Raw genomic sequence first — 22,605 nt, forward strand, 5'->3', positions numbered from 1 at the left:
CTTTTAAAGACACCTTTTAAAGCACTCTTAAAGATATGTTTTAAAACCGTGCGCTCAGCCCGGCGTTGTAGGAGGTTTGTTCGCCGGAATCCAGTCCGGTAGTTTGTGAGATAGCGGCAAAGGCTGAAATGCTGTGGGTGATTTGCACGTTTAAGCCCGCCGTCATATCCACCCAGTCGTCATCCTGCTCGCCGGTGGTACGGCTGAACCGGGTGCGGGTGGATTTAATCGCGCCGGTGGTGGTGTAAGTATTATCCCCAAACTGGCGGTCATACGTGACCTGCGCATACGGATTGACGATGCCGAGTTCGGCATTGACACGCCAGCCGAGCGCACCGACTTGTGAATGGGAAGTCTGATCACCAAAACGCATTGATGTGCTGTTGTTACCCTTCTCGCTGTAGCCGTCGACGCTGCTGTAATCCCAGCTATATTGCGCCACCGGCCCGGTTTTCAGCACCGGCAAAACCGGGAAATCCCAGCCCGCCGTAACGCGCCCGCCGATCTGTTTGCCTTCCGTTTCGCCACGCTCGGTACGGGTGGCGGGCCCGAGTGTAATGCGGCGTTTGATGTCGTCATAATTAAGCGAGCCGTAATGCACGTCCCCGTTGATCCAGCCATTTTCGGCGATTTTGATACCGGTGAATGCGGTCGCCATCCAGCCGCGCGTGCGGTAGCTGTAATGATCGGTCGGATCATCCTTATCATCGGAACCGGAAATCATCAGCCCCATCATCCAGCGATCGGTCATCTGATAATCCATGCCGATATTCAGCGAGTGAGACGTCAGATCGCCATCACCCAACCCCATCGACGGGCTGAATTTACTGTCCGCACTTTGTCCGGCATAACCGCCGAACATGCCGAATGTCCCGGCGTCGTTATCCTGGGTGCGCAGTTGCTGATAACGGCTGTCGAGCAATCCCTGAGTATTTCGTGCCAGCGACAGCGATCCCTGACTCAGTGCGGAGGCTTCGAGCGGACCATCGATAACCGACTGCATATACTGAGCCATCAGCGCGTGAGCCTGCGGGGTCGGGTGGAAATGGTCAGAAAACAGGAAGGCTTTGCTGCTGTCGAAACCCGGCAAATTCGAAGTGCATTCCGAGGCTGATGTGCCGACCGGGCAGGCCGTTCCGGCGGTATTGGCGAAACCGTACAACGCCGGATCAGCCACCACTTCGTTGAACAGTCCGTTGATATCCACACGCACAATGTTGCCGCCGGTTCTGGCCAGTGCGATATCTTCGGTGGTGTTATAGGTATCGGTCAGCCCGCCCGCCACGTCTTTCAGCGCGTCGTAAGCCGCTGCCAGTCCTTTGGCGAGAATGTCCTGCACCAGCGGAATATTCGAACCTTCTGCCGCAGCGGCCGCCAGCGCACTATGAATAGCCCCGGTGCGGGCGTCAGCGTTTGGCGTGTTTTGCGCATTCAGATACTGGTATGCGGCTTCCAGCGCCTGTTGCTGCACCGGCAGCAGTCCGACCTGAACAATACCTTCCATCAGCACAGGTGTCAGGCCAATGTTTGGCACCGTCGGTACCACCACTGTGCCGGCACCGGCTTTGAGTAAATCATTCACCTGTGAGGCAGCCTGCGTCGCGCTGTTCGTCGCAATCTCTGCCGCGGTGACCGGGTTCAGGCTGAGCGCTGCCGCCGCCAGATCATTGCCGCCAATCCAGTGAACATACAGGCCGTTAGGATCGGCTTTACCGCCGGTCGAAGCCAGATAGCTTTTCACCTGATCCTGGGTGGTGTAATCGGAATCCAGCCCCGGCACCGCCACACCACCGCCTTCGGCATAGTTCAGACCCCCTTTTGAAGACGGGGTTAACGTGGTGCCGATATTGTTCGCCAGGATCTCGTCATAGAGCTGATGGGAACTGCTGTCGAAGGTCCAGCGGCCGATGTTACCCGTGTCGCTCAGGCTGTCACCAAAAACATAAAGCTGATCAAACGCCTGCGCGGGCATCTGTAAGCCGAGACACAGCGCCACCGCGAGTGCCCCCCGGGAGAGTCGTAAAATGGATGTATTTCTGTCTGCCATAACGGTAATTTCCCTAAAATAATGGCGTTCAACGCAAGGATTAAACGTAAGGATTGCGTAATGATTGGCTTTAAATATTGTTCAGATCCGACCAGCGTCAAGGCGGGAGTTGAGAAATTGCGACGTTGCAGAGTTATCCGAGAAGCCACACACTGACGCCACGCATTTAGGCCCCTTATAAGGACGACAGAATGGCAACCACCCGATGCAGCTGGGTTTCGAAAGAACCGATTTACCTCGAGTATCACGACAAAGAATGGGGCGTGCCGGTGAAAGATGGCCGTGAATTGTTTGAAATGTTGTGTCTGGAAGGTCAGCAGGCCGGCCTGTCGTGGATCACCGTGCTGAGAAAGCGCGACAACTATCGCCAGAATTTCCATCACTTTGACCCGGTACGCATTGCAAAAATGACCGATGATGACGTCGAGCAGTTGGTGCTCGACGCCGGCATCATCCGCCATCGCGGCAAAATCAAAGCCATTATCGTCAACGCACAGGCGTATCTGGCGATGCAGGCCAATGGTGAAGACTTCTCTGAATTCATCTGGAATTTTGTTGGCGGCCAACCGGTCATCAATAATCCGCTGGGCCCGGAAGGTATTCCGGCCACCACCGCTGTGTCAGACGCCATGTCCAGGGCACTGAAAAAGAAAGGCTTTAAGTTTACCGGCCCGACAATTTGTTATGCCTTTATGCAGGCGGCAGGGCTGGTGAACGATCATCAGTCCTATTGCTTCTGTCACCCTGCGAATCAGCCGTCATGATCCGCGCTGCGCGGCCCGCCGATACCGAAGCCATTCTCATGCTCTGGCTGCGCAGTTCATTGCTTTCCCACGCGTTTATCGCCGAATCCTACTGGATTGAAAGCCTGCAAATGGTCAGGGAAGATTTTCTGCCCAAAGCCAGAACCTGGGTTGATTGCGACGAAAATGATCAGGTTTGCGGCTTCATCAGTGTGCTGAATCAGCAGTTTATCGGCGCACTGTTTGTCGAAGCCTCACACTACGGAGATGGCACCGCCCGGCGTCTGATGGCGGCGGCAAAAGAGGCATATCCGGTGCTGTTACTGGAGGTTTACCAGCAGAATCATCGCGCCGTCTCGTTCTACCGTAAGGAAAATTTTGAGATAACTGCCAACACCCGCCATCCCGGGACTGATCTGCCAACGTATATTCTGCGCTGGTATTGTCCCCTTTCAGAATAAGTTCCTAAAATACGAAAAAATACAAAAACGGATATCCGGAATTCTCCTACTGCTTAACCTGCCAAAATTGCGCATAAAGAGCGCCGGAACGCCGCAGGACTGATGTCCTCCCGTTGCATTTGTTTATGTTTTGACACCTTTTTTTGTGCAACTTGTTGGAAAGCAGGTAGTCATAATGCAGCGGTAAAGTTCTAAATAATAAACATCCTGAAGGAAATAAGATGAGCAAAAGATTACTTGTGGTTGCGGGCGTACTTTGCGTCACCCTGGGCCTGTCAGCCTGTACCACTAACCCTTACACCGGCGAATCAGAAGCAGGGAAATCCGGCATTGGCGCAGGTCTTGGTGCCGCGCTTGGCGCCGGTGTCGGGATGCTGTCTTCCTCTAAACATGATCGCGGCAAAGGCGCCCTGATCGGTGCCGCAGCGGGTGCCGCACTGGGTGGCGGTGCAGGTTATTACATGGATGTGCAGGAAGCTAAACTGCGAGACAAAATGAAAGGCACCGGCGTCAGCGTGACGCGTCAGGGCGACAATATCGTGCTGAATATGCCGAATAATGTCACCTTCGACACCAACAGCAGTACGCTGAAACCGGCAGGCGCAAATACGCTGACCGGCGTGGCGATGGTACTGAAAGAGTATCCGAAAACCGCGGTTAACGTGATCGGTTACACCGACAGCACCGGTACCCGCGCACTCAACATGAAATTGTCGCAGCAACGTGCTGACGGCGTGGGCAGCGCACTGATCACCCAGGGCGTTGAAGGCAGCCGCGTACACACCACCGGCGCAGGCCCGGATAATCCGATCGCCAGCAACAGCACTGAAGCCGGCAAAGCGCAAAACCGTCGTGTAGAAATCACGCTGAGCCCGTTGCAATAAAGTTTGCAGACTCTCTGTCATCACGGGGCCAAATGGCCCCGTTTTGTTTGGCTTATGATATTCTCCCGCAACGTCCCTTCCAAACTGCGTTACGGGTGTCAGTATGTCTCTGAAAGCAATCGCGAAAGATCTCGGTATTTCCGTAACCACAGTCAGCCGTGCGCTGAACGGTTACGACGACGTTTCAGCAGAGACCAAAGCCCGGGTTCAGGCGGCGGCAAATGCGCGCGGATATCGTCCTAACACCCTCGCCCGCCGCTTAAAAATGGGTAAGATCGACGCCGTTGGCCTCATTTTCCCCTTCAGTTCCCATCCTTTAAGTAATTCTGCGTTTATCGAAATGGTCGGTTGTATCACGCGTGAGCTGGCCAAACATGAAATCGATCTGTTACTGGTGCCGGACGAACTGGGCACGTTTTCGTGGCAGCGTCTGATTGAAAGCAAACGCGTCGATGCGATGCTGGTGGCGCATACACTTGACAACGATCCCCGGCTGCTGGATTTGCAGCAACGTAATTTCCCGTTTCTGGCCCTCGGCCGCAGCGGGTGTCTGACACAGGATTATGCCTGGTTCGATTTCGATAACCGCGCCGGTATGCAGATGGCGGTGGATCACCTCGCCGCGCTCGGCCATCGGCGCATCGCGTTTCTCGGCGAAAATAATCAGCAATCTTTTATCGGCCAGCGCTATCAGGGATATCTTGACGGGTTGCGGATAAACGCGCTGCCGGTGAACACCGGCTATATGCATAAAATCAATCCAAGCCGTCGGGCCGGTTATCAGGCCACGCAGGCAATGCTGGCATTACCGGTGCCGCCTACGGCAATTGTCTGCGACTGCAATATGCACGGTGAAGGCGCAGCACTGGCGTTGCATGAAGCCGGTTTGTTGCTCAGCGGCGCTGTGTCGCTGATTATCTTTGACGGATTGCCGTACGACAGCGTGCCGGATGTGGCAGTGACCGCCGTCCGTCAGGGCACCCGCGAAGCGGTGGGGCTGCAAATCGCTAATATGACAATGTCGCTTATCCGCAATGAACCGCTGAAGGATTTACAGGTTCTGTGGCAGCCGGAATTACAGGCGGGCGTTACCGCACATCCACCACGCTGATACTTCCCCTTTCGATTATTTTTCCACCCTATATCACAAATCTGACGCTACACATTTCCCATCCGAAACGTTTCGGATCCATAGTAATCCGACTAACCCGCTTTTTTGCAGTCACAATTTTTCTGACGGAGTCGTGAAACTATGGAAAACCAGTTCGTCCATTTAACCGCCGCGCACACCAGCCTGATCGTCCGCTGCACCCCGTTCGCCGAAATCCTTTACTGGGGTAACCGCCTCAGCCAGTTTTCAGCCGATGACATCATTTCCCTGAGCCGCGCGGTGCCCAATGGCCGGATTGATGTGGAAGCGCCGGTGAATGTCAGCGCAGATACCGGACGTGGTTCCTTTGGTGCGCCGGGCATGGAAGGCCATCGCGACGGGCTGGACTGGTCACCGGTGTTTAATACCACGCAGGTGGAGCACGACGGCAATCAGCTGATTCTCCTCACTGAAGATCCCATCGCCGGCCTGCAATTTCGCAGCGAATTGCGTCTGGATGACAGCGGCATTTTGCAGACGCGCAATGCCCTGACCAATCTTAAACCCGGCGCCTATCAGGTGACGCGACTGGCCGTCACGCTGCCGCTGCCGGAACGTGCCGCCGAAGTGATGGCTTTTCATGGCCGCTGGATCAGGGAATTTCAGCCACACCGTACCCTGCTCGATCACGGCGGCATCATTCAGGAAAACCGCCGGGGGAAAACCTCCTCCGAATATTTCCCGGCAATGATGATCGGTCATCCGGGTTTCAGCGAAGAACAGGGTGAGGTCTGGGGAATGCATCTGGGCTGGAGTGGCAACCACAGGCTGCGCGCTGACATTAAAGTCGACGGTCGCCGTCTGGTGCAAGCCGAAGCACTGTATTTTCCGGGTGAGCAAAAACTGGAACAAGGCGAAACGCTGGAAACCCCGTGGCTGTATGCCGGCTTTTCCAGGACTGGCCTGAATGGCATGAGCCAGCAATTCCACCGCTTTGTGCGCGAACAGATTCTGCGCTTCCCGGATCAAAAACCACGGCCTGTACACCTTAATACCTGGGAAGGGATTTATTTCAAACATGATCCTGACTACATCATGCAGATGGCCACCGAATCAGCGGCGTTAGGCGTTGAACGCTTCATTATCGACGACGGCTGGTTCCGGGGACGTGATCATGACCGTGCGGCCCTGGGTGACTGGTATCTCGACGAGAAAAAGTACCCGCACGGCCTGAAACCGGTGATCGACCATGTCAAAAAACTCGGCATGGAATTTGGTATCTGGGTCGAGCCGGAAATGATTAACCCGGATTCCGATTTATACCGTGCGCATCCTGACTGGCTACTGGCATTACCCGGCTATCAGCAACCCAGCGGACGACATCAGTATGTGCTTGATCTGAACAACCGGCAGGTCTTTGACTATCTGTTGGAACGCATGAGCTGGCTGCTCGGTGAGCACGATGTGGATTATGTGAAATGGGACATGAACCGCGAAATTGTGCAGCCGGGGCATGAAGGCCGCGCGGCGCTGACAACACAGACGCAGCAATTTTACCATCTGCTGGATGTACTGGGCGAACGCTTCCCGCACATTGAGTTTGAATCCTGCGCATCCGGCGGTGGCCGCATTGATTATGAAGTGCTTAAACGCAGCCACCGTTTCTGGACTTCCGACAATAATGACGCGCTGGAACGGCAGAAAATCCAGCGCGGTATGAGCTATTTTTTCCCACCGGAAGTCATGGGATCACATATCGGCAACAAACTGTGCCACGCCACCTCGCGCCAGCACAGCATTGAATTTCGCGGACTGACGGCGCTGTTCGGACACATGGGTATTGAGCTGGATCCGGTGAAAGAAGGTGAGGCCGAACGCGCAGGTTTCGCGAAATACACCCGGCTTCATCAGCAGCTTCGGCCGTTATTGCACAGCGGAAACGTGTATCGGGTGGATACCCATGACAAGACGGTGCTGATTAACGGAGTGGTCAGTCAAAACGCCGATCACGCCGTATTCCTGATCAGTCAGCTGGCGATGCCCACCTGGTCATTGCCTGGTGCCTTGCGCGTGCCGGGGCTGAAACCCGCCGCACGTTATCGCGTGACGGTGCTGGACGAACCGCCATTGCTGGCAGGCGGCGGCAGCGGTCACACCATGCGTGCGCAACCGGCGTGGCTGCATGAATCTCCGGTATTGAGCGGCGAATGGCTGGCAAATGCCGGGCTGACGCTGCCGGTGCTGGATCCTGAAAGTGCCCTGCTTCTGGGCTTCGAAGAAGTCCGATAACAACAAAAATACGCCGGTACGACAGTGCCGGTTTTCATGGTTTCGGCAAGGAAATCACTATGACCCCTACACAAACCTCCGATCGTTGCTTCTATAAAAACAATACTAATTTCTGGATATTTGGCAGCTATTTCTTCCTCTATTTTTTCATCATGGCGACCTGTTATCCGTTTTTACCCATCTGGCTTTCTGACATTATCGGCCTGAGTAAAACGGAAACCGGCATTGTGTTTTCCAGCATGTCTTTGTTTGCCATTCTGTTTCAGCCGGTTTTCGGCATCATTTCTGACAAGCTCGGCCTGAAGAAACACCTTCTGTGGATCATCGCCGTACTGCTGTTTCTGTTCGCGCCGTTCTTTATTTACGTTTTCGCGCCCTTGTTAAAACTGAATATCGTGCTCGGCGCGATACTCGGCGGCGCCTATATCGGTTTCGTGTTTGCGGGCGGTTCAGGTGCAACCGAGGCCTATATCGAAAGGGTCAGCCGCAACAGTTCGTTTGAATACGGCAAGGCGCGGATGTTCGGCTGTTTCGGCTGGGGGATTTGTGCTTCAACGGCAGGCGTGCTGTTTAACATCAACCCGGATATTGTGTTCTGGATGGGTTCCGGCGCAGCGGTGATCCTGATGATTCTGCTGTTGATTGCCCGTCCGCAGGAAAACAAAAACGCGCTGGTTTTGAATAAACTTGGCGCCAATCAGTCGCAATTCTCGCTGAAAACGGCAGCTTTATTGCTGAAAGAACGCAAGCTGTGGATGCTGATTTTATATGTGGTTGGCGTGGCCTGTGTCTATGACGTATTCGATCAACAATTCGCCACCTTCTTCAAAACCTTCTTCGCTTCCCCGCAGCAGGGCACCGAAATGTTCGGCTATGTCACCACGGCAGGCGAGCTGTGTAACGCACTGATTATGTTCTGTTCACCGTGGATCATTAACCGTATCGGCGCAAAAAACACCTTACTGCTGGCGGGTACGATTATGTCTATCCGCATTGTCGGTTCGTCGTTTGCCACCACGGCAATCGAAGTGATTTTACTGAAGATGCTGCACGCGCTGGAAGTCCCATTCCTGCTGGTTGGCGTATTCAAATACATCACACAGATTTTTGATGTCCGGTTCTCCGCGACCCTTTATCTGATCGGCTTTAACTTTGCCAAACAGCTGGCGGCGATTTTCCTTTCGGCCTTCGCGGGGAATTTGTATGACCGGATAGGATTCAGCGATACTTATCTGATCCTCGGCGGTATCGCCTTCGGGGTCACGATCATTTCGGCATTTACCCTGAGCAGCCGGCCAAAGGCAGAAGCCACGCCGCCAATACACACGGCAGAAAGTTTGCGCTGACTGGCGGGTGCAGCCTTTCGGCACTCTGTGCTAGTCTCCGTGGGATAAGCATGAGGGGAGAAAGGCTGTGAGTAAAAAACAGGAACCGGGCGTGACGGTCCGCGCCACGATACGTGATGTCGCCAGTGCTGCCAAAACCGGCAAAACCAGCGTGTCGCGTTATCTCAACGGCGAAAAACACCTGCTGTCTGATGCGCTGAAAGAGCGTATCGGACGGGCAATCTCCCTGCTGGATTATCAGCCCAGCCAGATGGCCCGCAGCCTGAAAAGCGGGCAAACGCGCCTGGTGGGGCTTATCCTTGCAGATATTACTAACCCGTATTCGGTTGAAGTGATGCGTGGCGTCGAAGCCGCCTGTCGTCAGGAGGGCCTGACTCTGCTGGTGTGTAACACCAATAATGAGCTGGATCAGGAAAAGCATTACCTGCAATTGCTCAGCAGCTATCGCGTCGATGGTATCGTGGTGAATGCCGTCGGGATGCGCGAGGCGGCAATTTCCACGCTGCAACAGGCTAATTTACCGATGGTCCTGATTGACCGCAAAGTCGCGAATTTCGCCTGCGATGTCATCGGGTTGAACAACATTGAAGCCACACAGATGATGACCGGTCATCTCCTGAAGCAGGGTTTCGAAGCCCTGCTTTTTATCAGTGAACCTGCCACCATTAATACCCGTTTTGACCGCTTACACGCCTTCCTGAAATGTATGCAGCAATACCCGCAGAACATTGCTGAACAGGGCGAAATTGAGCTGAACAATACCCAAGGGCTCGATAATCTGTTGGAAGATTTTGTGGCACGGCATGCGGATAAACACAAAGCCGTGATGTGCGTGAATGGTGCACTGACGCTACAGGTCGCGCGCGCTATGCAGCGGCTGAATATCCGCTGGGGACCCGACATCGGTTTATCCGGTTTCGATGAGCTGGTCTGGGCTGATCTGGCGGGCGTGGGCATCACCACGCTCAGGCAACCCACCTATGATATGGGTGTTGCGGCACTCAGACAGCTGGTGACCCGGATTCAGGGCAATTCTGACCCTGTGGCTGAGCTGGAATTTTCCGGTGAGCTGGTTGTGCGTGGTTCAACAGCCGCGCGCTGATCCCTTTTCTTCTCCCGCTACCTGTCCGTTCTTCGTGAGCGGGATCATATTTTTGCGCTTTTGTTCTGTCGGTTGGAACCGGTTCCAATTAGGTTGTATAAAACGAAACAAAACGTTAACAACAGCTCGACCTGTCATTTGTTCCACTAAAATGAGGTTTCGGAAATGATTGTCTGCACCGGTTTTACCGGGTGCTTTACAGGATAAATATTCATGAAAAGAGAAATCGTCATTGTCACCGCCGCCTACGGCAACAGTGTGGTAAAAGCCCGTGGCGGCCAGACAGCGCTGCTTTCAGTGATTGCTGATGCAAAGGCCGACGGCGTGGAAATTCGCCGCGAATTATTCTCTGCCGGAGAGCTGGATTCGCTGCCAACGCTGGCAGAAAAAATCCAAAATCATGGATTGTTTGCTGTGTACTCCGTGCCTTTTCCGCTGTTTTCACCAGGTGGCAAGCTTAACCCTGATGCACCACAATATTTTGAAGAGGCGCGGATTCTCAATGCACGCACAGTTAAGTTTTCTCTCGGCGAATTTGAGCCGGGCCAGGATCTGACGCCGTTGAAAGTCGTGCTGGCATCAAGCCCGGTGAAACTGGTGGTTGAGAATGACCAGTCACCGGATTGTGGCATTCTGTCGCGCATTAACGCCTTTATGTTTGCTGCTGAGTCGCTGCATCTGCCGTTAAGCATGACGTTCGACATGGCCAACTGGCTGTGGGTCGGACAGGATCCGGCGGTTGCTGCTGAACGTCTGGCGCGTCACGTGGGTTATGTGCATGTCAAAGCAGCCCAAAAACGTAGCGGGAAATGGCATGCCGTTGCACTCGATGACAGCGACGGCAGCTGGGAACCTTTATTAAAAATTCTGCCTCAGGATGTTCCGCGCGGTATCGAATTCCCGCTTGAAGGGGATGATCTGACCGCGGTGACGCGCTATTACGTAGAACTGTTACGTCAGTAAGCGGAGACGGGAACGTGCTGATGCACTATCAGGAGAACGCGTTATGAATCAGTCCAGGATCGCCACCCGCCGCTGGTGGTACATCATGCCTGTCGTGTTCATCACTTACAGTCTGGCGTATGTTGACCGCTCGAACTTCAGTTTTGCTTCGGCGGCCGGTATCAACGACGATTTGGGCATCACCAAAGGAATGTCGTCCCTGCTCGGGGCACTGTTTTTTCTGGGTTATTTCTTCTTCCAGATCCCCGGCACGATTTATGCTGAGCGCCGCAGTGTTAAGAAACTGATTTTCTGGTGTTTATTGCTGTGGGGTGGATTTGCCTCTTTAACCGGCGTGGTGACCAACATTCCTATGCTGGCGGTGATCCGATTCGCACTCGGCGTGGTTGAAGCCGCCGTCATGCCCGCTATGTTGGTGTATATCAGCAACTGGTTCACAAAATCCGAACGTTCCCGTGCCAACACTTTTCTGATCCTCGGTAATCCGGTGACAGTATTGTGGATGTCAGTACTTTCCGGCTATCTGATCAAATCGTTTGGCTGGCGAGAGATGTTTATCTTCGAAGGTATTCCGGCGATTATCTGGGCGGTTATCTGGTGGTTTACCGTCAAAGATAAACCCGAAGAAGTCAGCTGGCTGAGCGATCGGGAGAAACAGGCGCTGGCCGCGCAACTGGAAAAAGAGCAGAAAAATATTCAGGCGGTCGGCGGTTACCGCGAAGCCTTCCGCTCGCGCAATGTGGTGCTGCTTTGTCTGCAATATTTCTTCTGGAGCATTGGCGTGTATGGTTTTGTGCTCTGGCTGCCATCGATTTTACGCGACGGCAAATCAATGGGCATGGTCGAAGCGGGCTGGTTATCCTCCGCCCCTTATCTGGCCGCCACGCTCGCGATGATTCTGGTGTCCTGGGCATCGGACAAAATGCAAAACCGTAAGTTGTTTGTCTGGCCGTTATTGCTGGTGGGCGCGCTGGCGTTCTTTGGTTCATGGGCCGCGGGCACAAATAATTTCTGGCTTTCGTACAGTTTACTGGTGGTCGCTGCTGCGGCAATGTATGCCCCGTACGGCCCCTTCTTTGCCATCATTCCTGAAATGCTGCCGAAAAATGTTTCCGGTGGCGCAATGGCATTAATCAACAGTCTCGGTGCGCTGGGCTCGTTCTTTGGTTCCTGGTTTGTCGGTTATCTCAACGGGAATACGGGCAGCCCGGCAGCATCCTTCATTTTCATGGCCGTGTCGTTACTGGTTTCCGCAGGCCTGACCCTGCTGGTGAGACCACGACAGGCCAACATTCAGCCGAAAGAAGTTTCCTTAACCCAAGGGAGTAAGTCATGAAGCCGTCTATTGTTTTATATAAAAAATTACCCGCAGATTTGCATCAGCGTCTGGAAGAGCATTTCACCATCACTGAATTTGATGGCATCACGGATAAAAATCGCGCTCAGGTTTTTGATGCGCTGCAAAACGCGGAAGGATTACTGGGTTCTGGCGGGAAAGTGGATAAGGAATTGTTTGACCATGCGCCGCGCCTGCGGGCTGTCTCAACAATTTCAGTGGGTTATGATAATTTCGATGTAAAAGAACTGACCCGTCGCCAGATCCCGATGATGCATACTCCGACGGCGCTGACCGATACCGTAGCCGATACGGTGATGGCGCTGGTGCTTGCCACCGCCCGTCGTGTGGTGAATGTGGCCGAGCGCGTAAAGGCCGGTGAATGGAATGAAAACATTGGCGAAGACTGGTTCGGCACCGACGTGCATCATAAAACCATGGGTATCGTCGGTATGGGCCGTATCGGTCTGGCGCTGGCACAACGTGCCCACTTTGGCTTCGATATGCCCATTCTGTACAACGCACGCAGTCAACATAAAGAAGCCGAAGAGCGTTTTGGCGCCCGTAAATGTGAGCTGGATGAACTGCTGGAAGCATCAGATTTCGTTTGTGTTCTGCTGCCAATGACGGAGCAGACTTTCCATCTGATTGGCAAAGAGCAACTGGCAAAAATGAAATCCAGCGCCATTTTGATTAGCGCTGGCCGTGGCCCTGTGATTGATGAGCCGGCACTGATTGATGCGCTGAAAGCCAAAACCATTTATGGCGCAGGTCTGGATGTATTTGAAACGGAACCGCTGCCAAAAGACTCACCGCTTCTGAGCCTGCCGAACGTGGTTGCCCTGCCCCACATCGGATCTGCAACTCATGAAACCCGTTATGACATGGCTGCCTGTGCCGTAGATAACCTGATTGCGGCGCTGAAAGGCGACGTCAAACAATTCTGCGTTAACCCGGAAGTTCTGCAGAAATAGGTGAGGGCAATGAAGCGGACCGGCCCGGGCCATGACCTGATGGCCGGTCTGTTAAGTTGGCGAAGGGTCAGAGGTATTTCATTAATATCTCTCTGATCTGCCTGTCAGCTTTTCTCGCATACACTTCCTGGTTAAATGCCAGAAGACTATTTTTCAGCACCGGGGTGGGGACATGGTCGGGTGTCAAAAGTTTGTAGATAATATTGCCATCATAGGGGCTACTGCCAGCGACCATCGACTCGAATTTGTTGAGCAATTCTTCGCCCCCCAGCGCGTTGGCGCGTTTATTTAAACCTTCGATAAGAGGCTCTTTCCAGGGTTGCTTGTCGTAATACGGTAAGCTCTTTTTCAATGACAGATAGTCGGAAAGACTTTGGTCGCCGGACATCATGCCGGTTTTACTGAAACTGGTAAGATTTTTGAACATCGTTGAAGGAAGCGTTTTAGTAATACAAATATGAATTTTTTTATTACCGGCCCCCCGGTTGTAACCGTGATTGATGACTTTACTTTCATCGGTTATTGAAGAGAGATGAAACTCCGAAAACAAGTCATTATGAGGAGGTCTTAAAAAAGAGCCTTTGAGTTTTATTAGTAAGCGATTAATGACATGTTCTTCCCGGCAGACAAAAACATACGCTGAATTACCCGGGGTATTTCTGTCTTCGATCAGTGTATTGATAATAAAAATCTGGGCACAAGTGAAAAAGGTATCAGAGCTTAAATATGCAAAATAGAGCGCGCAATCTTCCGGTAAACATAAATTATAACTATCCAGCAATTTAATAATATCCTGCTTGGCGGATTTTTGTATGCTGATAACCTCTTGCTCCGGCATAGGCAAATAACCCAGAGATTTTTTTCTGAACCCAAGGCTATGAACACTGATGTTTTTTAAGCCTAAGCTGGAGAGAGCGGCTTTATAGTCACGATCAGATGAACCGTAATCACGAGTAATATCCATTTCGTCAATTAGAATAACAGTATCACAATTTATTATGTCCAACTGAAAGAATAAATCCGCCAACACGGAAGCTAAAGGCACGGGAGGCTTAATGCTATAGGGCGTCACAACAATCACACAATCCCTGTAATTCATTTTTTTGCCTTGATTGAATTTTTCCTCCCCCTCGATTTTAAAAGATTTTGATCTTGAACTAACCTTAAATAACACCCCCTCTGCCTGAGTGCTGCGCGCGATATCTTTTATTTTCTTTCCCAGTGCATAATCCCCGCCACCCGCCATAACTAAATTCAAAATAATTATACTTTTTTTCATTGTATTAACCTGGCTTATGTATTTTTGAATAATAATTATGCCATTCGTGAAAATGAAAACACAGACGAGTTTCATTACTCTGTCAGTAAGCAAATCATAATAAGGTCAGGGGCATATATAATTTCCTGACATAATTTATCCCACTCTTTCCTGTAACACTCTGAAAGGAAATGCTGCGTTAAACCCCGGTGGTCCGATTGCACTGTTTTGCTGCAGGCGTTATGGTGGAAGACACATTTCGATAACATACAAAGCTTTCTATGACGTTTTCTGCTTTCGGTGACAAATTTACCCGTTTTTCAGGTATAACACGCCTGATGGGCGATATGAATGATGGTCTGCGCACACCTGGCGCCGTGATGCTGGGCGGGGGCAATCCGGCTCAAATTCCTGAGATGCAGGATTATTTCCAGACGCTGCTGTCGGAAATGCTGGCCGCGGGCAAACTGACTGAAGCGCTGTGCAACTACGACGGTCCGCAGGGCAAAGACGTTCTGCGCCACGCGCTGGCCGAGATGTTGCAGAAAGAGCTCGGCTGGCAGCTGGATGCACAAAATATCGCGCTAACCAACGGCAGCCAGAGTGCCTTCTTCTATTTATTCAATCTGTTCGCCGGTCGTCGCGCCGACGGCAGCATGTCGAAAGTATTGTTCCCGCTGGCACCGGAATACCTCGGTTACGCAGATGCCGGACTGGATGAAAATCTGTTTGTGTCGGCCAAGCCAAACATCGAATTGCTGCCGGAAGGCCAGTTCAAGTATCACGTCGATTTCGATCATCTGAATATTACCGATGACATCGGCCTGATATGCGTTTCCCGCCCGACGAACCCGACCGGCAACGTGATTACCGATGAAGAGCTGATCCGCCTCGATGCACTGGCACAGCAGAAAAATATTCCGTTACTCATCGATAATGCCTATGGCGTGCCGTTCCCCGGCATTGTGTTCACTGACGCGACGCCGCTGTGGAACCCGAATATCATCCTGTGCATGAGTCTGTCGAAACTCGGCCTGCCCGGTTCGCGCTGCGGCATCGTGATTGCCGATGAAAAAATCATCAAAGCGATCAGTAATATGAACGGCATTATCAGTCTGTCTCCGGGCAGTGTCGGACCGGCGATTGCCCACGAAATGATTACGCGCGGCGATTTACTGCGTCTTTCCAACGAGGTGATTAAACCGTTCTATTTCCAGCGCGTGCAGGAAACTATTGCCACGCTGCGCCGTTATCTGCCAGAAGAACGTTGTCTGATCCATAAACCGGAAGGCGCGATTTTCCTGTGGCTGTGGTTTAAGGATTTGCCGATCACCACAGAAGTGTTGTATCAGCGCCTTAAGCAGCGCGGCGTTCTGATGGTGCCGGGCGATTACTTCTTCCCGGGGCTGGAACACCCGTGGCCACATACCCATCAGTGTATGCGAATGAACTACGTCCCTGACGCCGAGCAGATCGAGCGCGGCGTGCAAATTTTGGCCGAAGAAGTGGAAAAAGCACACGCCGAAAATCAGTAACTGAGCGCGATTTATTGAGAACGGGTCGGCACAAAGAAAAAGGGAGGACATATTAATGTCCTCCCTTTCTTTATTGGGCTGAAACCGTCTTATTCAGACTGGTTTTCCAGCGCTGGTTTCTCAGTGCCGATCGCGATTTTTTGTGGTTGCAGCGCTTCCGGTACTTCGCGCACCAGATTGATATGCAGCAGGCCATGGGTAAATTCAGCGGCCGAAACGTGCATATGCTCTGCCAGCGTGAAACTCAGGGTGAAAGGCTTAATCACTAACCCCTGATGCAGATATTCCACCTGCGTTTCCGGCTGAGCCGGTGTGCCGCTGACCGTTAATCGTGGCCCTTCGACTTCAATATTCAGTTCACTTTGCTGGAAACCCGCCAGCGCCAGTGAAATGCGGTAATGGTTGTCATCCGACTTTTCAATATTGTAAGGAGGGAAAACCTGATCGGCCCCCTGCATTGAACTGGCTAATTTATCGAAACCAATCCACTGACGCAGCAATGGGGAAATATCATAATTACGCATAATGTAACTCCTTCTTTGAAGCGAGATGATTAATGCCATCATCCGTTTTGGATGTGACGGTACAGCCCCCTGACGGCGAGCCTAAACTTTTTCATTTTCTGGCGGTCAGTAAAGATGGCCGCTGGTGATTTATTGCCGCTAAATCAGCGGATTTCGATACGCCGTGGTTTGGACGATTCAGGAACGACACGTTCCAGATCGATATACAGCAAACCGTTCGACAAATTGGCGGCTTTTATTTGAATATGCTCCGCCAGCTGAAATTTGCGTTCGAAATTACGTTCGGCAATGCCCTGATATAAATAGGTCCGCCCGGTGTCGGCGGGTGCATGCGCACCTTTGACCAGCAGCATGTTGTCATGCGCAGTAATGTCCAGCTCTGATTCGGCAAAACCTGCAACTGCGATAGCAATCCGGTAATGGTTTTCGTCAACCAGCTCGACATTATATGGGGGATAGCCGCCACCCTGATTCTGACCCGATTCGATAAGATTAAACAAACGGTCAAAACCAATGGCAGAACGGTATAACGGGGATAAATCAAAATTACGCATGACAACTTCTCCTGATATTCAGCGAGTATTGTTGAGTCGTCCTCCTGGCGGACCGACCCGCGACACAGTGATGACTGAAAAACCCTTCCGGCGTTTCTCCTCCTGCGTCGTACAGTAAAAATGGAGACGAAAGGAAAATTTTCAAGCCAGAAAAAACAAAAAATTTGGCTGTGGTTTATATGATGAAGGCCAAAATACATAACGGACCGGAGCGAAAAGACAGAGAGAGCAGGCAGATTCCTGCAATATTTCAAATAGTAATTACACTTAATGGGATCGCAGCCACAGAGCTACAGCTTGCTTTGTTAATTTTTTGTGCTGAGTGGTATAAGTCACCTTGACGTACAAGCTCAGCCTGACAGCATAAGATGAGTTCTAACATGATGAAATTTGCATTAACGCCGCTGATGACAGGATGTGTTTTTTTAGCGACGAGCGGTTGCTCCAGCGTAATGAGCCATACAGGTGGCGATACCGGATATTATTCAGGCGCACGCGCTGATGTAAATATGATAAAAAGTGATGAAACCAGCTGGGCGATGACGCCGCTGCTGTTAATTGATTTGCCGTTCAGCGCAGTGCTGGATACGGTATTGCTGCCTTATGATTATTTTCGTAGCGGAAAAGTGACGACGCGGGATCGCGTCAAAGCCAGTGAAGAACACAATATTGCGTTGAGCAACGGTGTCGATATTGATCACATCCCGCCCATGACCACCACCGATCGCGGTCACAAGTCTTCGGCGCATAAAAAATAAGCGTAAAAAAACCGGCCAACATTATGGGACCGTTTCAAACCCTGGCCGGTTTACTAAAAGAGCTACTGAGCGTCGGTAACAAAAATCTGAGCGAATTCCCCACACTGGCGCATAAACGCCACTTTGCTGCCATCCGGTGAATACACGACCGCATCGGCGCAAGGCGTAATCTCCGTTCTCTGCGTTAACCGCTGCATTTCTCCGCTTTTAACATCAAGACGCATCACGCTGTTATCGCATACCAGTGCCAGCGATTTTCCATCAGGACTCCAGCTGAACGCAGACTGAACCCCCTGCCCGGTATGGCTGATTTGCACCGGTTCGCCCCCGTTCGGTGAAACCGTCCAGACCTGCACGACCCCGTTTTGGTCTTTCATCAGAAACGCAATCTGTTCGCCATCCGGCGATGTGCGTAGCCAGTGGCGTGGCTGGGTAGCGATGCCGTTTTCAGTAAAGGTGATGCGCCTTTGCTTTACGCCTGAAGGGGGAGCGGGCAACATTTCCGGCGTGCCCTGCAAAGGTTTATCACCCGACTGACGGTAATCCTGATCATGGTGTGGCAAATCCACCACATAGACTTCAGGATGCTTTTCGCCGCGGGCGGAAAGAGTATCGCCGATAAAGGCCAGTGCCCATCGCTGACGGCTGCCATCCGGTTTCAGATAGCCTTCATGCCCGATCCAGCCCTCTTCATAAGCCCGGTTGATTTCATCGCTGCCGGGCTGAGGACAGGGCGTGGTTTCGCTAACCAGAACGCTGAAATGGCTTCCATCGTATTCACGCGGGTGATGTTTTGGAGAAACTACCGGATAACCTGAAACAGCGACGCCAACATTACGCAGGTCGAGTGCCGGCGCACGTTCATGCAACACATGGTCATTATAGGTAAAACTCAGACGCGAACCGTCCGGGCTGAATACGTGAACATGTGAGCCACCGCGCAGGGCTCCGGCGGTAAAAGGGGCGGTGATGTCCATCGCATCCAGCGTCACGGCCTTTTCGCCTGCAGGCTCTGAAACGATGACACCGCGACGGTGATGAAAATCATACTGCCAGCTTTCATCCGGATTTTCCGGGCCATGAATAAACGCATAACGGGCAGGCAGATCCGGGCTGACGGTTACCACACCCACATGTGCGCCGTGATGTGCCTGATAAAGCACTTGTACCTCAGCCGTTTCGACATTCACCCGCTCAATGGTTGAGCCGGTAAAAGAACCACCATGCGGGCGCACGTCATACGCCAGCCACTGGCTGTCCGGCGTCCAGACGTTAATGTTAGTCAGCTGATGCCCGCGGGCATCAGAAGTTAATTGTTTTTCCATGGCCACGTGGCTCCTTCTGCCTTACAGGTTCAGACGTTCAGAACGAACTTCTCGATTGCAAACGCCACACCGTCTTCGGTGTTCGTTTTGGTGACGAACTGGCTGACGGCTTTTACGCTGTCCAGCGCATTTCCCATCGCAACGCCAATCCCGGCATATTCCAGCATCGCAATGTCATTTTCCTGGTCGCCGAGCGTCATCACACTCGCACGCGCAATACCCAGTTTTTCTGCCAGTGCCTTCACGCCTTCGCCTTTATTCACGCGCTTATCAAGGATTTCAAGGAAATACGGCGAGCTTTTCATGATGGTGTAGCGTTCTTTTGCCTCAGCAGGAAGCTGGCTGATAGCGCGGTCCAGCAGTTGCGGATCATCAATCATCATCACTTTCGGGAACGTGAGCGCCGGATCCATTTCCTCTGCCGGACAGAATTGCAGCGGAATGCCGGTGGTGTAGGATTCATGTACGCTGTATTTGCTGATATGGCGGTTAGCGGTAAACAGATCATTTTTTGTCAGGGCATGGAAATGCACACCAAGCTGACGGGCGAGCTGTTCGAAGTAATGATAATCATCAATTCTGAGGGCTATTTCGGCGATCACGCTGCCATCTTTGGCATTATGCACCAGCGCGCCATTATTGGTGATGCAATAACAACCGTCCTGCTGTAAATCCAGTTCCATCAGATAGCGCTGTACACCGATAAAAGGACGGCCGGTCGCCAGAACGATTTGCACACCTTTCGCCCGTGCTTCTGACAACGCTTTTTTAACGGCGGGTGTCACTTCATGCTGCGGATTGAGCAACGTCCCGTCCATATCAATTGCAATTAATTCAATAGCCATAGCATCCTCAGAGTTTAAGAAATCTTGCTCAATGCTAACGCGATTACCCGCTGTAAAGCCAGCCGGAATGCGGGGTGCGTCAGACGAAAAAAAAGTCCGAAACGGTTTCCCGGTTCGGACTTTTTATCAGCTCATGCCTTGATCAGATATCAATATTGGCCGCTTTCAGGGCGTTCTCTTCGATAAAGGCGCGACGCGGTTCAACCGCATCGCCCATCAGCGTGGTGAACAACTGGTCAGCCGCGATGGCATCTTTCACCGTCACACGTAACATGCGACGTTGCTCAGGATCCATGGTGGTTTCCCACAGCTGATCAGGGTTCATCTCGCCCAGACCTTTGTATCGCTGAATCGACAGGCCACGACGGGACTCTTTCACCAGCCATTCCAGGGCCTGCTCGAAGCTGGTCACTGGCTGACGGCGTTCGCCACGTTCGATGAAGGCATCTTCTTCGATCAGGCCGCGAAGCTGTTCGCCCAGTGCACAGATTTTGCGGTATTCGCCGCCCTGGATGAAGTCAGCATCCAGATCGTAATCCGTATCGACACCGTGCGTACGGATACGCAGAACCGGTTCGAACAGCTGATGTTCGCGGTTTTCACGCACGATCGCGCTGTAAGAACTGCCGTGCTGCTCTTTCTCATTGAGACGCGCGACCAGCGATTCCATCCAGGCCTGAACTTTCGCCTGATCAGTCAGATCAGACCCCGGCAGCGTTGGCTGATAGATCAGGTTATTCAGCAGAGCACGCGGATAACGACGTTCCATACGGCCAATCATTTTCTGCACGCTGTGATGTTCAGCCACCAGTTTCTCCAGCGGTTCACCCGCCAGGGCCGGTGCATGGGCGTTGGCATGTAACGTTGCCCCGTCCATCGCGATGGAAATCTGATACTGATCCATGGCTTCGTCATCTTTAATATACTGTTCCTGCTTACCTTTTTTCACTTTGTACAACGGCGGTTGTGCGATAAACACATGGCCACGTTCTACAATTTCAGGCATCTGACGGTAGAAGAAAGTCAGCAGCAGAGTACGGATGTGTGAACCATCGACGTCGGCATCGGTCATGATGATGATGCTGTGATAGCGCAGTTTGTCCGGATTGTATTCGTCACGACCAATGCCGCAACCGAGCGCAGTAATCAGTGTCGCGACTTCCTGCGAAGAGAGCATTTTGTCGAAGCGCGCTTTCTCTACGTTGAGGATTTTACCTTTCAACGGCAGAATCGCCTGGTTCTTACGGTTACGGCCTTGTTTTGCAGAGCCGCCCGCAGAGTCCCCTTCCACTAAGTACAGTTCGGAATGAGCCGGGTCACGTTCCTGACAATCCGCCAGTTTGCCTGGCAAGCCAGCCAGATCCAGCGCGCCTTTACGGCGGGTCATTTCACGCGCTTTGCGGGCCGCTTCACGGGCGCGCGCCGCATCAATGATTTTACCGACAACGATTTTGGCGTCTGACGGGTTTTCCATCAGGTAATCCACCAGCTTTTCGTTCATCAGCGTTTCAACAGCCGTTTTCACTTCTGAAGAAACCAGTTTGTCTTTGGTCTGTGAAGAGAACTTAGGATCAGGCACCTTAACAGAAACAACAGCAATCAGGCCTTCACGGGCATCGTCACCGGTGGCACTGATTTTGGATTTCTTGCTGTAACCTTCTTTATCCATGTAGGCGTTCAGGGTACGGGTCATCGCCGAACGGAAACCGGCTAAGTGAGTCCCGCCATCACGCTGTGGAATATTGTTGGTGAAGCAGTAAATGTTTTCCTGGAAACCGTCATTCCACTGCAATGCAATCTCAACACCAATATCGTCCTTCACCGTAGAGAAATAGAATACGGTCGGGTGGATTGGGGTTTTGTTCTTGTTCAGGTATTCCACGAAGGCTTTGATACCGCCCTCATAATGGAAATGATCATTCTTACCATCACGTTTATCCAGCAAACGGATTGCCACACCGGAGTTCAGGAATGACAGTTCACGCAGGCGTTTTGCCAGGATGTCATACTCGAATTCAGTGTGATTCGTGAAGGTCTGGAAACTCGGCCAGAAACGTACCGTGGTACCGGTTACGTCAGTATCGCCAATGACTTTCAGCGGATCCTGAGGCTCGCCATGCACATAAGTCTGGGTGTGCACTTTGCCTTCACGGCGGATAACCAGTTCCAGTTTTTCTGACAAGGCGTTAACGACGGAAACACCCACGCCATGCAGGCCGCCGGAGACTTTATACGAGTTATCGTCGAATTTACCGCCAGCATGAAGCACGGTCATGATGACCTGAGCAGCAGAAACGCCCTCTTCTTCATGAATGCCGGTCGGAATACCACGACCATCATCCTGTACGGAAACAGAGTTATCCGCATGGATCGTGACCTGAATCTCTTTACAGTGGCCCGCGAGGGCTTCGTCGATAGCGTTGTCCACAACCTCGAATACCATGTGGTGCAGACCAGTGCCGTCATCGGTATCGCCGATATACATGCCGGGGCGCTTACGCACCGCGTCCAGCCCTTTTAATACCTTGATACTTGAGGAGTCATAAGAATTCGACATCAACGTTTCTCGCT

Annotated in this window: 19 protein-coding genes; 12 read left to right on the plus strand and 7 right to left on the minus strand. The window is 52.2% G+C overall.

Annotation, left to right across the window (positions count from 1 at the left end; genetic code table 11):
- Window positions 1–40: 40 nt before the first annotated feature.
- Complete coding sequence (locus tag ACOZIO_RS15330) at window positions 41–2,047, minus strand: autotransporter outer membrane beta-barrel domain-containing protein (RefSeq protein ID WP_421595471.1); 2,007 nt, start codon at window positions 2,045–2,047, stop codon at window positions 41–43.
- A 191-nt stretch (window positions 2,048–2,238) separates the two neighbouring features.
- Between ACOZIO_RS15330 and ACOZIO_RS15335 the strand changes: the two genes are divergently transcribed.
- From ACOZIO_RS15335 to ghrB, 10 genes are all read left to right on the plus strand, one after another.
- Window positions 2,239–2,811, plus strand: a complete 573-nt coding sequence (locus tag ACOZIO_RS15335; protein WP_129954052.1) for a DNA-3-methyladenine glycosylase I — start codon at window positions 2,239–2,241, stop codon at window positions 2,809–2,811.
- Window positions 2,808–3,251, plus strand: a complete 444-nt coding sequence (locus ACOZIO_RS15340) for an N-acetyltransferase (protein ID WP_129954054.1) — start codon at window positions 2,808–2,810, stop codon at window positions 3,249–3,251. The genes ACOZIO_RS15335 and ACOZIO_RS15340 overlap by 4 nt, the downstream gene beginning before the upstream one ends.
- 221 nt (window positions 3,252–3,472) lie before the next feature.
- A complete protein-coding gene (locus ACOZIO_RS15345) occupies window positions 3,473–4,135 on the plus strand; it encodes an OmpA family lipoprotein (RefSeq protein WP_129991541.1) in 663 nt (220 codons plus the stop codon).
- Window positions 4,136–4,238: 103 nt separating this feature from the next.
- Window positions 4,239–5,246 carry a LacI family DNA-binding transcriptional regulator gene (locus ACOZIO_RS15350; RefSeq protein WP_129991542.1) on the plus strand — a complete coding sequence of 336 codons (1,008 nt, stop codon included), beginning with the start codon at window positions 4,239–4,241 and terminating at the stop codon, window positions 5,244–5,246.
- A 141-nt stretch (window positions 5,247–5,387) separates the two neighbouring features.
- Window positions 5,388–7,514, plus strand: coding sequence for an alpha-galactosidase (locus ACOZIO_RS15355; RefSeq protein ID WP_421595472.1), 2,127 nt, complete (start codon window positions 5,388–5,390; stop codon window positions 7,512–7,514).
- 59 nt (window positions 7,515–7,573) lie between these two features.
- On the plus strand, window positions 7,574–8,860 hold the full coding sequence (locus ACOZIO_RS15360; protein WP_129954062.1) for an MFS transporter: 1,287 nt from the start codon (window positions 7,574–7,576) through the stop codon (window positions 8,858–8,860).
- A gap of 67 nt (window positions 8,861–8,927) precedes the next feature.
- Window positions 8,928–9,962 (plus strand): LacI family DNA-binding transcriptional regulator, encoded by a 1,035-nt coding sequence (locus ACOZIO_RS15365; RefSeq protein ID WP_129954064.1) that lies wholly within the window; start codon window positions 8,928–8,930, stop codon window positions 9,960–9,962.
- A gap of 213 nt (window positions 9,963–10,175) precedes the next feature.
- Window positions 10,176–10,925: a sugar phosphate isomerase/epimerase family protein gene (locus ACOZIO_RS15370; RefSeq protein WP_129954066.1), complete on the plus strand. Its 750-nt coding sequence runs from the start codon at window positions 10,176–10,178 to the stop codon at window positions 10,923–10,925.
- A 43-nt stretch (window positions 10,926–10,968) separates the two neighbouring features.
- Window positions 10,969–12,261, plus strand: a complete 1,293-nt coding sequence (locus tag ACOZIO_RS15375) for an MFS transporter (RefSeq protein WP_129954068.1) — start codon at window positions 10,969–10,971, stop codon at window positions 12,259–12,261.
- On the plus strand, window positions 12,258–13,235 hold the full coding sequence (ghrB, locus tag ACOZIO_RS15380; RefSeq protein ID WP_129991545.1) for a glyoxylate/hydroxypyruvate reductase GhrB: 978 nt from the start codon (window positions 12,258–12,260) through the stop codon (window positions 13,233–13,235). The genes ACOZIO_RS15375 and ghrB overlap by 4 nt, the downstream gene beginning before the upstream one ends.
- Before the next feature lie 67 nt (window positions 13,236–13,302).
- Here the strand turns inward: ghrB and ACOZIO_RS15385 are convergent, their stop codons facing one another.
- A complete protein-coding gene (locus ACOZIO_RS15385) occupies window positions 13,303–14,514 on the minus strand; it encodes a hypothetical protein (protein WP_421595473.1) in 1,212 nt (403 codons plus the stop codon).
- A gap of 260 nt (window positions 14,515–14,774) precedes the next feature.
- Here ACOZIO_RS15385 and ACOZIO_RS15390 point away from each other — a divergent pair, with 260 nt between their 5' ends.
- Entirely contained in the window at window positions 14,775–16,028 is a 1,254-nt protein-coding gene (locus ACOZIO_RS15390; RefSeq protein WP_129991546.1) for a valine--pyruvate transaminase, read from the plus strand.
- Between the two features lie 89 nt (window positions 16,029–16,117).
- On the opposite strand, the gene ibpB is transcribed toward ACOZIO_RS15390, so the two are convergent.
- Both ibpB and ibpA read right to left on the minus strand, forming a co-directional pair.
- The gene (gene ibpB, locus ACOZIO_RS15395; RefSeq protein WP_129954076.1) at window positions 16,118–16,552 is read right to left on the minus strand and encodes a small heat shock chaperone IbpB; all 435 of its coding nucleotides are present in this window, start codon (window positions 16,550–16,552) and stop codon (window positions 16,118–16,120) included.
- Between the two features lie 143 nt (window positions 16,553–16,695).
- Window positions 16,696–17,106, minus strand: coding sequence for a small heat shock chaperone IbpA (ibpA, locus tag ACOZIO_RS15400; RefSeq protein WP_014333282.1), 411 nt, complete (start codon window positions 17,104–17,106; stop codon window positions 16,696–16,698).
- A gap of 380 nt (window positions 17,107–17,486) precedes the next feature.
- Between ibpA and ACOZIO_RS15405 the strand changes: the two genes are divergently transcribed.
- Complete coding sequence (locus ACOZIO_RS15405) at window positions 17,487–17,864, plus strand: YceK/YidQ family lipoprotein (RefSeq protein WP_129954078.1); 378 nt, start codon at window positions 17,487–17,489, stop codon at window positions 17,862–17,864.
- A 62-nt stretch (window positions 17,865–17,926) separates the two neighbouring features.
- Here the strand turns inward: ACOZIO_RS15405 and ACOZIO_RS15410 are convergent, their stop codons facing one another.
- The 3 genes from ACOZIO_RS15410 to gyrB form a co-directional block, all read right to left on the minus strand.
- Window positions 17,927–19,189, minus strand: coding sequence for a DUF3748 domain-containing protein (locus ACOZIO_RS15410; protein WP_129954080.1), 1,263 nt, complete (start codon window positions 19,187–19,189; stop codon window positions 17,927–17,929).
- 29 nt (window positions 19,190–19,218) lie between these two features.
- Window positions 19,219–20,034 carry a sugar-phosphatase gene (yidA, locus tag ACOZIO_RS15415; protein ID WP_129954082.1) on the minus strand — a complete coding sequence of 272 codons (816 nt, stop codon included), beginning with the start codon at window positions 20,032–20,034 and terminating at the stop codon, window positions 19,219–19,221.
- A 142-nt stretch (window positions 20,035–20,176) separates the two neighbouring features.
- Window positions 20,177–22,591, minus strand: coding sequence for a DNA topoisomerase (ATP-hydrolyzing) subunit B (gene gyrB, locus ACOZIO_RS15420; protein ID WP_129954084.1), 2,415 nt, complete (start codon window positions 22,589–22,591; stop codon window positions 20,177–20,179).
- Between the last annotated feature and the right edge of the window lie 14 nt (window positions 22,592–22,605).

The sequence above is a fragment of the Rahnella sp. PD4 genome (assembly GCF_049199325.1).
In the GTDB taxonomy this organism is placed as follows: Bacteria; Pseudomonadota; Gammaproteobacteria; order Enterobacterales; family Enterobacteriaceae; genus Rahnella; species Rahnella perminowiae.